This is a genomic window from Pseudomonas sp. RA_105y_Pfl2_P56 (assembly GCF_963970845.1).
GTDB classification, from domain to species: domain Bacteria; phylum Pseudomonadota; class Gammaproteobacteria; order Pseudomonadales; family Pseudomonadaceae; genus Aquipseudomonas; species Aquipseudomonas baetica_A.
Window position 1 is genome coordinate 1 of the sequence record NZ_CAXAPL010000009.1, and the last position, 13,172, is coordinate 13,172.

General features: G+C 55.5%; 13 protein-coding genes and 2 pseudogenes. 9 read left to right on the plus strand and 6 right to left on the minus strand.

Annotation, left to right across the window (positions count from 1 at the left end):
* The first annotated feature begins 298 nt into the window (after positions 1 to 298).
* From AACY11_RS08360 to AACY11_RS08370, 3 genes are all read left to right on the plus strand, one after another.
* A complete protein-coding gene (locus tag AACY11_RS08360; RefSeq protein ID WP_068966396.1) occupies positions 299 to 622 on the plus strand; it encodes a type II toxin-antitoxin system RelE/ParE family toxin in 324 nt (107 codons plus the stop codon).
* Entirely contained in the window at positions 619 to 951 is a 333-nt protein-coding gene (locus tag AACY11_RS08365) for a helix-turn-helix domain-containing transcriptional regulator (RefSeq protein ID WP_339494396.1), read from the plus strand. Before AACY11_RS08360 ends, AACY11_RS08365 begins: the two co-directional genes overlap by 4 nt.
* A gap of 91 nt (positions 952 to 1,042) precedes the next feature.
* Entirely contained in the window at positions 1,043 to 1,396 is a 354-nt protein-coding gene (locus tag AACY11_RS08370; RefSeq protein WP_339494397.1) for a hypothetical protein, read from the plus strand.
* Positions 1,397 to 1,971: 575 nt separating this feature from the next.
* Here AACY11_RS08370 and AACY11_RS08375 read toward each other — a convergent pair.
* A pseudogene (locus AACY11_RS08375) lies at positions 1,972 to 3,344 on the minus strand (IS4 family transposase).
* A 544-nt stretch (positions 3,345 to 3,888) separates the two neighbouring features.
* Between AACY11_RS08375 and AACY11_RS08380 the strand changes: the two are divergent.
* Positions 3,889 to 4,836 carry a fimbrial protein gene (locus AACY11_RS08380; protein WP_339494399.1) on the plus strand — a complete coding sequence of 316 codons (948 nt, stop codon included), beginning with the start codon at positions 3,889 to 3,891 and terminating at the stop codon, positions 4,834 to 4,836.
* A gap of 67 nt (positions 4,837 to 4,903) precedes the next feature.
* Here AACY11_RS08380 and AACY11_RS08385 read toward each other — a convergent pair whose 3' ends face one another.
* From AACY11_RS08385 to AACY11_RS08405, 5 genes and pseudogenes are all read right to left on the minus strand, one after another.
* Complete coding sequence (locus AACY11_RS08385; RefSeq protein WP_339494400.1) at positions 4,904 to 5,875, minus strand: hypothetical protein; 972 nt, start codon at positions 5,873 to 5,875, stop codon at positions 4,904 to 4,906.
* A complete protein-coding gene (locus AACY11_RS08390) occupies positions 5,848 to 6,552 on the minus strand; it encodes a hypothetical protein (protein ID WP_339494401.1) in 705 nt (234 codons plus the stop codon). Before AACY11_RS08390 ends, AACY11_RS08385 begins: the two co-directional genes overlap by 28 nt.
* Positions 6,549 to 7,100, minus strand: a complete 552-nt coding sequence (locus tag AACY11_RS08395; RefSeq protein WP_339494478.1) for a baseplate complex protein — start codon at positions 7,098 to 7,100, stop codon at positions 6,549 to 6,551. Before AACY11_RS08395 ends, AACY11_RS08390 begins: the two co-directional genes overlap by 4 nt.
* A 54-nt stretch (positions 7,101 to 7,154) precedes the next feature.
* Positions 7,155 to 7,616 (minus strand): annotated as a pseudogene (locus tag AACY11_RS08400) (DUF2586 family protein); the annotation flags it as partial.
* Positions 7,591 to 8,520 (minus strand): recombinase family protein, encoded by a 930-nt coding sequence (locus tag AACY11_RS08405; protein WP_339494403.1) that lies wholly within the window; start codon positions 8,518 to 8,520, stop codon positions 7,591 to 7,593. The gene AACY11_RS08405 and the pseudogene AACY11_RS08400, both read right to left, overlap by 26 nt.
* Positions 8,521 to 8,694: 174 nt before the next feature.
* Here AACY11_RS08405 and rimO point away from each other — a divergent pair, with 174 nt between their 5' ends.
* The 5 genes from rimO (at position 8,695) to AACY11_RS08430 (ending at position 13,052) form a co-directional block, all read left to right on the plus strand.
* The gene (rimO, locus tag AACY11_RS08410; protein WP_339464365.1) at positions 8,695 to 10,017 is read left to right on the plus strand and encodes a 30S ribosomal protein S12 methylthiotransferase RimO; all 1,323 of its coding nucleotides are present in this window, start codon (positions 8,695 to 8,697) and stop codon (positions 10,015 to 10,017) included.
* A 218-nt stretch (positions 10,018 to 10,235) separates the two neighbouring features.
* Positions 10,236 to 10,709 (plus strand): GNAT family N-acetyltransferase, encoded by a 474-nt coding sequence (locus AACY11_RS08415; RefSeq protein WP_339430607.1) that lies wholly within the window; start codon positions 10,236 to 10,238, stop codon positions 10,707 to 10,709.
* Positions 10,710 to 10,900: 191 nt separating this feature from the next.
* Positions 10,901 to 11,611, plus strand: a complete 711-nt coding sequence (locus AACY11_RS08420) for an rRNA pseudouridine synthase (RefSeq protein ID WP_339430606.1) — start codon at positions 10,901 to 10,903, stop codon at positions 11,609 to 11,611.
* A 72-nt stretch (positions 11,612 to 11,683) separates the two neighbouring features.
* Positions 11,684 to 12,151, plus strand: coding sequence for a YehS family protein (locus tag AACY11_RS08425; RefSeq protein WP_339430605.1), 468 nt, complete (start codon positions 11,684 to 11,686; stop codon positions 12,149 to 12,151).
* A 130-nt stretch (positions 12,152 to 12,281) separates the two neighbouring features.
* Positions 12,282 to 13,052, plus strand: a complete 771-nt coding sequence (locus tag AACY11_RS08430; RefSeq protein ID WP_339494405.1) for an SDR family oxidoreductase — start codon at positions 12,282 to 12,284, stop codon at positions 13,050 to 13,052.
* Positions 13,053 to 13,172: the final 120 nt, after the last annotated feature.

The window sequence follows — 13,172 nt, forward strand, 5'->3', positions numbered from 1 at the left end:
TGGTCTGGACAGACAAGAAACTGGGAGCCGATGGGCACTGTGATGTTGAACCCGGATCGGCAGCAGCAGACCGAGAAAAGAGCGGCATAGTTAGACGGCGACGCGACAACAACCTTGAAAAACGCCGCGTCTGCTAAGCGTTAAACTCACCACGGTATCAACATGCCATCCCGCATGTGTATTCAGCGACGTTTCCAGCCTCGCCTTGGGGATTGTTTTTGGTGAGGTTTTCACCCTTTTCTTTGGGATTGATATAGAAATTCAATCATCGACCTGTATCTTTTAAGGTACATTCCTTATGTACGAAGTGAAACACGTACTGTCTGCCAATGGAGTGGACATCTACCAAGCTTGGCTAGACACCGTGCAAGACAAGCGTTCAAAAGCAAGAATCACCACCAGAGTGGACCGAGCTTCTCTTGGCCACTTTGGAGTTACAGAGCCGGTTGGTGATGGGGTCTTTGAGATGAAGCTGGATTTCGGACCGGGGTTTCGCGTGTATTACGCAATCCAGGACCGAAAAATTGTTTTCCTATTGGGCGGCGGCTCAAAGGACAGGCAGCAGAACGACATCGATCAGGCCAAGGCTCTCTGGAAATCTCACAAGGTGAAGCAAAAATGACTATTCGTACTCGTTCTCACGAAGATAGCGTTCTTCAAATGCTCCGAGACGAAGCATTTGCCCTCGAATATCTATCTGTCGCGCTTGAAGAAATCGACGAAGATGGTGGTGAGGACTCATTCCTTGTCGCTATCCGTCGTGTTGCAGAAGCTCGTGGCGGGTTGCTCAATTTGTCGCTGAACACAGGCCTTAACAGAGCTAACCTTTATAGATCGCTTGCGGTCGGTGGCGACCCAAAACTCTCAACCATTTTGAAAGTACTTCAGGCACTGGGAGTGGGCATGTCTAAGGTCGTATCGCATCGCGCAGAGGAAGAGGCCTGCGCTTGATGGCGTAGCAGGTACTCTACAAAAAATGCCCTAACAAACTGTTGGGGCATTTTTGTTTTTATGGTCGATTATCTAAAAATTGGAGCCCAAGATGAAAAGCCCGACAGCACTCCCTTCCCTACCCAAAATCGACGTCATGAAGGGGGACAAATACTGGCGGGTAGATTGGGATTATCAAGAAGCGCCTGAAAGTCGAGTTCTGTTCGACAAAGCGGAATTCCTAGACGGCTACGTGAGCGGTCTGCTTGATGCCTTGGGTGCGTCTGCCGGCACCATTTGCAGCCCCTCCGCTCGAGTGGGCACAGTGAAAAAACTGGATGAAGGAACCGCAAAACAGCTAGGTGAACGGCTTAAAACCCTGCTGCATTCACATGTTAACGCGGAACATCGTAGACTGATGAATCGAGCCAACCTACCGCACCTGAACCTTCAAGCCGAACAATAAATGAAATCCCCACACTCAACTGAAACTGACGCAGCAGCCGCCAGTCGCGGCCTGTAGCATTCCAGACTCATGTTAAAGGGCGCGCTCAGAGTCCGTTTTTCTGAAACTGAATCAAAATGAAAAGACAGGTTTACGCCATTTTTTGACGCCCACAACCTGACTGGCCGGGCATCTCAGAAATTCCGTTTGCTTCTTGCGTCCAAAGCACGCTATGCAAACACACGACATTTCCTTGCAAAACCTTACACACGGTGCAATTGCCAAACATCCCACAGACCCCGCAGCGGGCCTGGGCGGAGGCACCGTGTGCACCCCACTCCCCCATTGCACAAAAAAGAGACGCAAAGCTCGTCGGCGGGAGGGGGATAAGTGCTTTTTCTGCTAGCTTTTTCCTCGAAACCACTGACTTCGAGTGAGTCCGCAGATAGTCGATGCAATTGCTGGCATTCAGCTATGATTGATGGTCACCTCAACTTGTCTCGGATCGCTATCAACAGTCACTATGATGATGACTGTTGACCTAGCACTGAACGACGCGAGATACAAAAGAAAATGATGCCTGTCCCGAAAGGCACTTACATAACCTTCTTCGGGCGCCTATTCTTCCTAAACTCAGCCCTTACTGATCGACGTGTTTTAATCGGCAGGTGGTAAGGCTTGAGTCTTCGTTTTATCGCGCGTGGCTCAATCCTGCCACGACGCTTTCCGGCACGTTCCAGGGCAATCAGCTCAAGCAGATTCAGCATCTGACCTTTTTGCTCTTGAGCCCCGTACTGTCTCAACGCAAGGCACAGCTGAAGTCTATGTTTGGAGCTCAGCTCTCGCGGCAGGCAGTCGGCCAACAGAGCTGATGAGCATCCGTATCAGGGCGTGCGCCAGCAGGTAGATCCACAACTCCTTGACGGCCATACCTGGCGTCTTGCAGCTCAGTGCTTCAGCCCCAGCATAGTCTTGAGGTTGCAGGCCCAACTCCACATACCATTGGTCCTGAACAATGGTTTAAGGGCAGCTTTTGGCACTTACGGTGGACAATTCAAAGTAGCTACCAATATTTTCCCTCCGGTTTCCAACTCACGTACTTTCAGCGTTTCAAATGCCACGTCGTAATAGGCCTGACTCATCCAGAACGGCTTTTCCTTGCGCTTTTTCAACTCAGCCAAATGATCTTCCGAGCCCAAGGACTTTCCGACTGAAAGTCCGTGCTAAGCCGTCGAGCGCCGTATTGTTCAAACACTCCGTCCACGCCGCGATGTTGCAATTCACACAACAAAAAGTAGTTTGCGCAGTAAGCATCGCCCAGCACAATGTCACCTCGTTCCAAGGTATCGAGCATGGTCCTGAGCAGCGTCGGCTCATCACCTCCTTTACCGCGGACAAGTCCCGACGAGGCATCCAAAACAGCGCCGTTGGCGAGGCAAACGATTCCTACCAAACCGCAAATGGGAAAGCCCAGTCCGGCCTTGTGTCCACGAGATTGCGGATAGCCCTCTTGGTTGGTCGGGGTGTCCGGCACGGTGACTGTAGTGCCATCCACAAGCCGCACGCGTCGCCCCATCCAACGCCATGATGACGGAGTCTGGTTGCTCATGAATGACCTCGTGGGGCGCAACAAGGTGGAAACCATCTCCACTGGCAACCGCGCTCCGGCTTTGCAGTAAGCAACGGTAGGAATAATGTTGGCTTTCAAACCCTCGCAGGAGCGTTTGATAGACAAATCATTCACGGCGCTCTGGCAGGACCGATCAGCCCTCATCGCCAGGGACAAAAACATGGACAGTGTTTCGGTCGTTGGGAATAGCCGCTGAAGGTGCGTGGGTATCGATGATTCGATACCCCGCAATAGCTCTGGATCGCTGAGATGCTTGAAGAAAGCGTGAGCATTCCTGTTGACGGCGTACTAGCGTGCACGTTGCTGTTGATGTCGGACGATTTGGCGTCTACGATTCACTGGGCTGTGTTCTTGCTTGATCGGTGTGGGCTCGCAACTATCACCTTAGACCAAGGCCAGCCTTTTTTCATTTTTCGTAGTCGTATCAGCTAGTCAGCCGTTGAGTAAGCGCCATTCATGCCTGCCCCCTTCTATAAGGATACGGCGGTATTGGTCGGTCGGAACAATGTTTCTACGGCCGCAATGCCAACAATCGTTAACTACATGAAAATAAACACTTAAATATCAGCACTGACAACCATTCAACAAAAAATCGAGCCACCCTCCTGCCGAGTGCATCTAGCGGAACACTTTAAGAATCGTCTTATTCCGCCCCCCCCCAAAAAATATAGCATAGTTGAAATTCTTCCTATAACCATAAAAAACCACTCATCAAAACATAGCTAACAAAAAAGCAAACGCTTAATATTGTACACCCCCTATATTTAATAGCACTCACTGGGCGCTCACCCACCCTATACTGGAGACACATAAACATATAAAGATGACTTCAAAGTCAAACCACCACAATTCATCCCGATCCTCCTCCAACGCATTGAACATTATGAAAATTAAAAAACTGTTATTTTTATTTGTTATTTACTTCACAACAACAAATGCAATCGCAGCAGCATGCTACTACCCCCCAAGCAGCACTCCTATTAGGCAAAACATAACACTACCCCAAAGTGTATCGATACCTAGAGACGCACCCGACGGCGAAGTTATATATGAGAGCGCTAAAGTCACAATTCCTAGTGGGCATTCTTTCACATGCAGCGTTACATATATTCAAGGGATCAAGAATTATTTGGGTAAGGACGTGCCCGGAAGAACACAGCCTATTGGAGACACCGGTATTGGCTGGCAATGGATTTATCAAGGAGCGCCATGGGGCGGAGTGGCATCCAATTCACCGTATCAACCAGGCACATACTCGTTAAACAACACAACTCACGCGTTAAGATTTGTAAAAATAGGAGCGATAAAAAATAACGCTCAAATACCTGCTGGGGCAATTGGCGCACTCCAAACAGCGACGATTTTCCCGATGACAATCACAACCAACGGAATGTCTATAGTAGTACCTTCATGCGAAACGCCCAATGTAAGTGTGGACATGGGAAGCTATGACTTGAGTCAAATTTTTTACAATACTCCATATACTGCATCGAAGCGTTTCAACATAAAACTCAACAACTGCCCAGTCGGCATAACAAAAGTAACTTACAAATTGCTTGCAACATCAACAGGACCTGCAATAGATCCAACCTTAGGAATTATTAGCCTAAACTCCACTTCGACCGCCAAAGGTGTTGCATTGCAAATAATGGACAGTAGCGAGCAACCACTAAATCTCAACCTAACACATGCATTCAACGATTACTCAAATGGCGGGGGAAACTTCGAAATCCCTATGTTCGCACGATACGTTAAGAAAGCAGGAGGCGCTGGAGAAATTAAAGCTGGAACCGCAAACTCGGAGATCACCTTTATCATGAGCTACTTGTAATTCCGCTCAGCCTCCTTCACATAAAACGACTTAAAGAGCCCTCTATCATGTCTATCGCAACCCAACCTCAAAAACTTATAGACTTTATTTTTTTTGCCAGTTCTGACGAAACGGCAGAACTGGCGAGAAAAAACTCCTCATTGCTCGGCAGTGGTGTTGATCCATGAGTATGGATGGCAAGTTGGGAATTCATCAAGTCGACTAATTCAAGCAAATCGCATAATATTTTCAATACATTTACCTCATCAGATCCTATCCAACTCTTAGGCGCAACTAGACGCTGGGCTACTAGAGCCACGCTTGTTCGCACACCTAGAATTCTCTGCTCCATATCACCACCCACCGTGGCGTTGTACTTCTGCCCCACGACCAAGTTGAAGTCTCGCCCTGTCGCCTGGTGCAGATCATCCATCGCCGCCAGGCTGGCAGATCCGCCCGACAGCAGCCTGAGTGCGCCCAGGGCCTCCAAGGTCTTGATCCCACCCACTGACTCTGTGGAGTGGTCGTCCACCGTCCTGGTGTGGCTCTGGAACCGCTCGGTATTACCCATCGCCTCCACTTCTCGCTCGATCGCCTTGTCCAGGATCTTGCCGTCCGTCTGGCGCAGCCAGTTGCCGTCGGCGTCGACGCGTTGTTGGCAAGCCTCGCTGTGCTGCCACACCTGGTCACCCTTCGGCACGCTGGGCATGCTCAGGCCGTGGGGCAGGATGGTTTGGATATAGGGCTTGTGTGGCAGACCGTAGGCAAAGCACACCACTACTTGGGTGCCCTCCTCCGGAAAAGCATAGATGCCCATTTCCTCACCACCGGTGGGCAGCGGCAAGGGCACGCCGGCCAGGATCGGCAGTTTGCTGTCTGGCTCGCCGTCCGGGCCCATGACCTCGATGTCGACCGCATAGCGCGGGCGAAAGTCGTCACAGATGCCAGCGCCGGCCGGTGCGTCGGTCACGGCGACAACCCGCGCAAAGCGTGGCAGGTGGTAACCGCCGGTGAGTTCAGGGAATTGTCGTTCTACGCTGCGGCGGATTGCGTCGTCCATCGGATGGCCATTTGGTTATCGACGAGGGCCACACTGGTGATGCGCTCGCCGCGGTTGATCGTTGCACCTGGTCGCAACCCGGGAAGGGCTGCAATCATCGCGCTTTGGTTGCCCTGGTAATCGTCGAACAGTTCCACCGGCAGCTGCAGCGGCGGGCGAACACCGAAGAAGCTGTCGGCCCAACTGCCGACGAACACTTCACCGTCGCCTTGCTGCTGCCAGATGAAGTCGGGGATGTTGAATACCCGTGCCAGGCTGTCCATCGCTTGGTAGCCAGCGGCCAGGCTGTAGAAGAACGGCGCTTTTACGCCGGCGTAAGGCTGTTCCGGAACGCGGAAGCGCAGGCCAGTGTGTTTACTGATCTCGACCAGGACGGCGCGCAGGTCGACGTGGCGCAGGTTCAGCGGCAGCGGGTTGGCGAGGATTGCCGCCAGTTCACGGCAAAACAGCACCTGCTGGCTGTTGCTGGCCGTGGTCGAGCGTTCGACGTAGCCGATGAAGTGGCGCTGCAGCGTGCTGTCGTTGTAGCCAATGTCGAGCGTCACCAGGCCTTTTACCTGGGCCGGGGCCTGGATGGTGAACGTCGCCCGGCCGGGGCTTTTGGCGTCCAGCCGCACTTCGTTTTTGACCAGGACATAGGGCACACCGTTGATGGCCAACACCTTGTGCAGTTTCATGGGGGGCTACTCCCGCCCAGCCAGCCATCCACTTTTTTCAGCGTGGCTTCAAAGCCCGTCAGCTCCTCCGGACTGTCGCTGGAGTCGCCAGCGGCGCCGGTGCCGCTCACGGCCCCGCCAGGCCCAGACTGGGCTGTCACCTTGTTGCCCGGGCGCCGGCCTTCGACTTTCTCCGGGTTGGATAGCTTTTCAGTCAGGGTGAACTGGATCAGCCAGCCGCGCAGGTTGTCGTCTTCCCGGGCGCTCACGCCTTCGGTGAAGGTCACCTGACGCATGCCGAACGCGGCCGCCGTGTCGTTGACGATACGGTAGGTCTTGAGCTGGCCACCGCCGGCGGTCGCTTCCACCAGGCGCATCAGGTCACGCAGCTGCACCTGGTCAACAAACGGAATCATCAGACTGACCGTCAGGGTCTTGGGCTTAAACCCCTTGTGCCCCTTGTCGGTGTTGCTGGTCTGGCCTGACAGATCGTCGCTCTCTATGCGCAGATTGCCGGTGACCTTGAGGTTCTTACCGCGAACCTCTTGCCCGTCGAGTAACAGCGTCAACTGTGGGACAACCAACACGCGGGGCGCTGCCAGGTCGACGGTGATCGCCTTCTGGTCCACCAGGTACTCGTCCCAGGTCTGCAACGGAGTCGGGCTGACCGTCGCGGCCATTACAAACACCCGACGCCCGTAGACGTTGCCCAGCGCTATGGCCGCGTCATGCATGGCTGACAGCTCGTCGCCTTTAACCACGGGTTGCGTGATCACCACGGCCTCGACGGAAAAACCTTGCTGCTGGGAAGCTTCCAGCGCCGTTTGCCAGTCGCCCTCCGGGCCGATCGGCGCCGCCAGACACGCCCAGCGATCGCCGCCGTTCAAACGTGCTGCAGTGATCTGGGTTTTCAGGTCACTGGGCGGAATGCCCAGTGCGCCGTCCAGGTCGCTGTCGGTGTTGAGGGGGATCAATTTGCCGGTGTTTTTTGGACCGGGACCAATGAACAGAAAATAGCGCTCGATCTCAGTCACGGCGCCTTGGCCCAGATTGAGATTGTTAACGCTGACTTTGCCAAGTGCCATGCTGTGCCTCGTTAGCGGGGTGAAGTAACCTTTGGCCGGCCAGGTGCTGCAAATCACTCCACTCCTCGTCGGATAGAATCCGTGGGTAATACTCCTCCAGCTCGTAGTCCTCACCCTCAAGACGTAGGCGTTTCACGCCGCGTAGTGCAGGCAATTTGATCGTCCGGTATATCTGCAGCCCGGAAATTCCTCCTGCGGTTAACTGATAACCCTCTTCATGCATGACGGTCGCAGCACGACCAGCGCCAAGCCCCTGCCGGTAAAGTTCAAGCGCTCGTTTTACTGCAGCGACACGGTCCGGGATTAATTCCCACCCGTCATTGGCCAGGCGCACCCACTGGGGATCTTTCCCGTTGCGAATCAACCCACGGAATGAGCCAGACACCCAGCCTTCGCACTGACGACGGATTGCGGCTTTTACACGCTTGCTCTTTGTATCGGACTCTTCATGCGCCCTTATCATCACCAAGAGCGAATACACCAAGTCCATAGGCTGGGCCTTCAAACTTGCCCTGTTGTATTCACGGCCATCGCTGGCGGTTACGACTGTAATACCTGCATTGATGATCTGCGCTAACTGAGCCTGGGCCTGTATAGGCTCCGCCCGACTCAAGCGGTCCAAACCTTCAACTACCAGGACTGACCCGCTGGCGATGCGGCCGTCCTCGATCGCACGAAGAAAAACCCCTAGCGCCCCTTGTTTGACATGACGCTGGTGATAGGCGGAGAGCCCCTCGTCTTTCAATGTCAACGTTGCATCCAGAGCCATACCTCGCTGTGCGGCCCAGGATGCGGCGTATGCAAGCTGACGATCCGCACTACTTCCTATTGCTTGGCGTGGATCAGAGAACCGTAGATAGCTGTAAACTTGGCCCGTATTGTTCAAAATGAGACACCAGCGCATTTGTCACGTCCAGAGACCCACTCCTGCTCATCCAGCCCTTCAATAGTAAACACCCCTACCTCCTTATGAGAACAATACTCGTTAGCGACAATTGTTTTTGCGCATTATTTGATCAACGCTTAGAATCGCGCGCCACGAAATTCGACCAGGGCTAACCCTGCAGGCTGTGAGTATATGAGTAATAATCCACGTGTAGGGTTTGTATCGCTAGGGTGCCCGAAAGCACTGGTCGACTCCGAGCGCATCCTGACCCAGCTGCGTATGGAAGGCTATGACGTAGTGTCCACCTATCAGGACGCCGACGTCGTGGTCGTCAACACCTGCGGTTTCATCGATTCGGCCAAGGCTGAGTCTTTGGAAGTGATCGGCGAGGCGATCAAGGAAAACGGCAAGGTCATCGTCACCGGCTGCATGGGCGTGGAAGAAGGCAACATCCGCGACGTACACCCGAGCGTGCTGGCCGTGACCGGCCCGCAGCAGTACGAGCAAGTGGTCAATGCCGTGCACGAAGTCGTGCCGCCGCGTCAGGATCACAACCCGCTGATCGACCTGGTGCCGCCGCAAGGCATCAAGCTGACGCCGCGCCACTACGCCTATCTGAAAATTTCCGAAGGCTGCAACCACAGTTGCAGCTTCTGCATCATCCCGTCGATGCGCGGCAAACTGGTCAGCCGTCCGGTCGGTGATGTGCTGGACGAGGCTCAGCGCCTGGTCAAATCCGGCGTCAAAGAGCTGCTGGTGATCTCGCAAGACACCAGCGCCTACGGCGTCGACGTGAAATACCGCACCGGGTTCTGGAACGGCGCGCCGGTAAAAACCCGCATGACCGAGCTCTGCGAGGCCCTGAGCACCCTCGGGGTCTGGGTGCGTCTGCACTACGTTTACCCATACCCGCACGTTGACGAGCTGATCCCGTTGATGGCCGCCGGCAAGATCCTGCCGTACCTCGACATCCCGTTCCAGCACGCCAGCCCGAAAGTGCTGAAGTCGATGAAACGCCCGGCCTTCGAAGACAAGACCCTGGCACGCATCAAGAACTGGCGCGAGATCTGCCCGGACCTGATCATCCGTTCGACCTTCATCGTCGGCTTCCCTGGCGAAACCGAAGAAGACTTCCAGTACCTGCTGAACTGGCTGACCGAAGCGCAGCTCGACCGCGTCGGCTGCTTCCAGTACTCGCCGGTTGACGGCGCTCCGGCCAACGATCTGGATCTGGACGTGGTGCCTGACGACGTCAAGCAAGATCGTTGGGAGCGCTTCATGGCGCATCAGCAAGCGATCAGCTCGGCGCGCCTGCAAATGCGCATCGGCCGTGAAATCGAAGTGCTGGTGGACGAAGTCGACGAACAAGGCGCCGTCGGCCGCTGCTTCTTTGACGCCCCGGAAATCGACGGCAACGTGTTCATCGACAACGGCAGCAACCTCAAGCCGGGCGACAAGGTCTGGTGCAAAGTGACTGACGCTGACGAATACGATCTGTGGGCTGAACAGATCTAAGCACCACGCAGTACCTGTGGGCGGGCTTGCTCGCGAGTACGTCGTATCAGTCGACAAATCCGGTGACGGATACACCGCTTTTGCGAACAAGCCCGCTCCCACAGGGCAATAGTGTCGTATTGAAAAGCCCCGCTCTTTTTACGAGATGCGGGGCTTTTTTAGGTCTATCGTTTGTGGGGGGAAGGACTCCCATCACACCTGACAAGAGGCTACCGGGCATGCGTCACCATTCGGTCATCCACACACCGAAACTCAGCGACTATCAGGAACTGACCCGGGTCTGGGAGGCCTCGGTCCGCGCGACCCATGATTTTCTGCCGGACAGCTACATCGAACTGTTGCGCAATCTGGTGCTGACTCGCTACCTCGACGCGGTGATGCTGATCTGCACCAAGGATCGCGAGCAACGCATTACCGGTTTCGCCGGTGTTGCGGCAGGCAAGATCGAAATGCTGTTCATTGATCCTGACCATCGCGGCCAGGGTCTGGGCAAAAAACTGCTGAATTACGCCATGCAGCATTTGAACGCCGATGAACTCGACGTTAACGAACAGAACCCACAGGCGCTGGGGTTTTACTTCAAGCAAGGTTTTGAAGTCATCGGCCGCTCGCAAGTCGATGGCATGGGCCAGCCGTATCCTTTGCTGCATATGCGCTTGCGGCAGAACCCGCAGCGCTCGCAACACGGCTGATGCAACACAGAACAACCTGTGGGAACGGGCTTGCTCGCCAAAGCGGTGGATCAGCAGCCTTGGCGTCAACAGATACTGCGCACTCATGGGCAAGCCCGCTCCTACCCTCAATTAACCGCCTGTAAATGGAACCGGGCTTAACCGGCGCCACACAGGTACAATGCCCACCCCTTTTTTGTTACGGCCCTGTCATGACTGACCCGATTCGCCTCTCCAAACGCCTCATCGAACTGGTGGGTTGCTCCCGCCGCGAGGCCGAGCTGTTCATTGAGGGCGGCTGGGTCACCGTGGACGGCGAAGTGATCGACGAGCCGCAATTCAAGGTCGGCGACCAGAAGGTCGAACTCGACAAGGACGCCAAAGCCACCGCACCGGAGCCGGTGACCATCCTGCTCAACGTGCCGGCGGGCATGGATGCGGACAGCGCGATGCAGACACTGAGTGCTGAAACCCTCAGCCAAGAGCACCGCTTCAGCAAACGCCCGTTGCGTGGCCATTTCCTGCGCCTGACCGCCAGCACCGACCTGCAAGCCAAGGCCAGCGGCCTGCTGGTGTTCACCCAGGACTGGAAGATTCTGCGCAAGCTCACTGCCGACTCGGCCAAGATCGAGCAGGAATACATCGTTGAAGTCGAAGGTGACATGGTCGCTCACGGCCTTAACCGCTTGCAGCACGGCCTCACCCACAAGGGCAAGGAACTGCCGCCGGTCAAGGCCAGTTGGCAGAACGAAAACCGCCTGCGCTTCGCCATGAAAAACCCGCAGCCGGGGATCATCGCCCAGTTCTGCGAAGCGGTTGGCCTCAAGGTTGTCGGCATCCGTCGCATCCGCATCGGCGGCGTCTCGATTGGCAAGGTTCCGGTCGGTCAATGGCGCTACTTGTCCGGCAAAGAGAAGTTCTAAAGCTTCGATTGCCGCCACACATTCCGGCATTGCGCCCGCGCGATGCCCACAACGTTTATCAGGATTACCCACATGATTCATAACGACGTTTTGCGCAGCGTGCGCTACATGCTCGACATCAGCGACAAAAAAGTCGTCGAAATCATCAAACTCGGCGGCATGGACGTGGACCTCGCTGACGTAATCACCTGGCTCGACAAGAAAGAAGAAGACGAAGAAGGTTTCGTGCGCTGCCCGGACGAAGTCATCGCGCACTTCCTCGACGGCCTGGTGATCTTCAAGCGTGGCAAGGACGAAAGCCGTCCGCCGCAGCCGATCGAAGTGCCGGTGACCAACAACATCATCCTGAAAAAGCTGCGCGTGGCCTTCGAACTGAAAGAAGACGACATGCATGCCATCCTCAAGGCTGCCGAGTTCCCGGTGTCCAAGCCCGAGCTGAGCGCGCTGTTCCGCAAGGTCGGCCACACCAACTACCGCCCGTGCGGCGACCAGTTGCTGCGCAACTTCCTCAAGGGCCTGACCCTACGCGTTCGCACCTGATCGCTCTTCAGCGGCGGCGATATCCAATCGCCGCCGCTGCGCATGACCGTTCATTCCTTGCAAAAATAGTGGCTCCGCTTTTCGCGGTTGACGACTAGGGTGTACTCATCCCTAGCCCTCAGGACTTGCCATGCACCCGTACTTTTCCCTGAAAGGCCGCACCGCTCTGGTGACCGGCGGCACCCGTGGTATCGGCAAAATGATCGCCAAGGCGTTTGTCGAGGCCGGCGCCCATGTGTACGTCTGCTCCCGGGATGCAGAAGCCTGTCATCAAACCGCCGAAGAACTCAGCGCCCAGGGCATCTGCCATGGCGTGGCGGCGAATCTGGCGATTGAACAAGGCGTCCAAGAACTGGCCGCGCGACTGGGCGAGCAGATCACCCATCTGGATATTCTGGTGAACAATGCCGGCACGACCTGGGGCGCCCCGCTGGAGAGTTACCCGGTCAAGGGCTGGGAGAAAGTCATGCAGCTCAACGTGACGTCGGTGTTCACCTGTATCCAGCAGTTTCTGCCACTGCTGCGCAAAGCGGGGTCGGCGGCCAATCCGGCGCGGATCATCAATATCGGCTCAGTGGCCGGAATGTCTTCTTTTGGTGAGCAGGCGTATGCCTATGGGCCGAGTAAAGCGGCTTTGCATCAACTGTCGCGAATTCTCGCGCGCGAACTGGTGAGCCAGCACATCAACGTCAACGTGATTGCACCAGGTCGGTTTCCGAGCAAGATGACCCAGCATATTGGCAATGATCAGCAGGCGTTGGCCGAGGATACGGCGCTGATTCCGATGAAGCGCTGGGGGCGTGAGGAAGAGATGGCGGCCTTGGCTATCAGTCTGGCGAGCACCGCCGGCGCTTATATGACGGGGAATATCATTCCGCTGGATGGTGGGTTCAGCCTCTGATATCGGCGGCGCGGCCTTCGCGAGCAGGCTCGCTTGCACATTTGCAATGCGTTCTCTGTGTGGAGCTTGCTCGCGAAGAGGCCAGCCCTGCCAGCACCCGTCTTGAGGCATGCCGGGGTA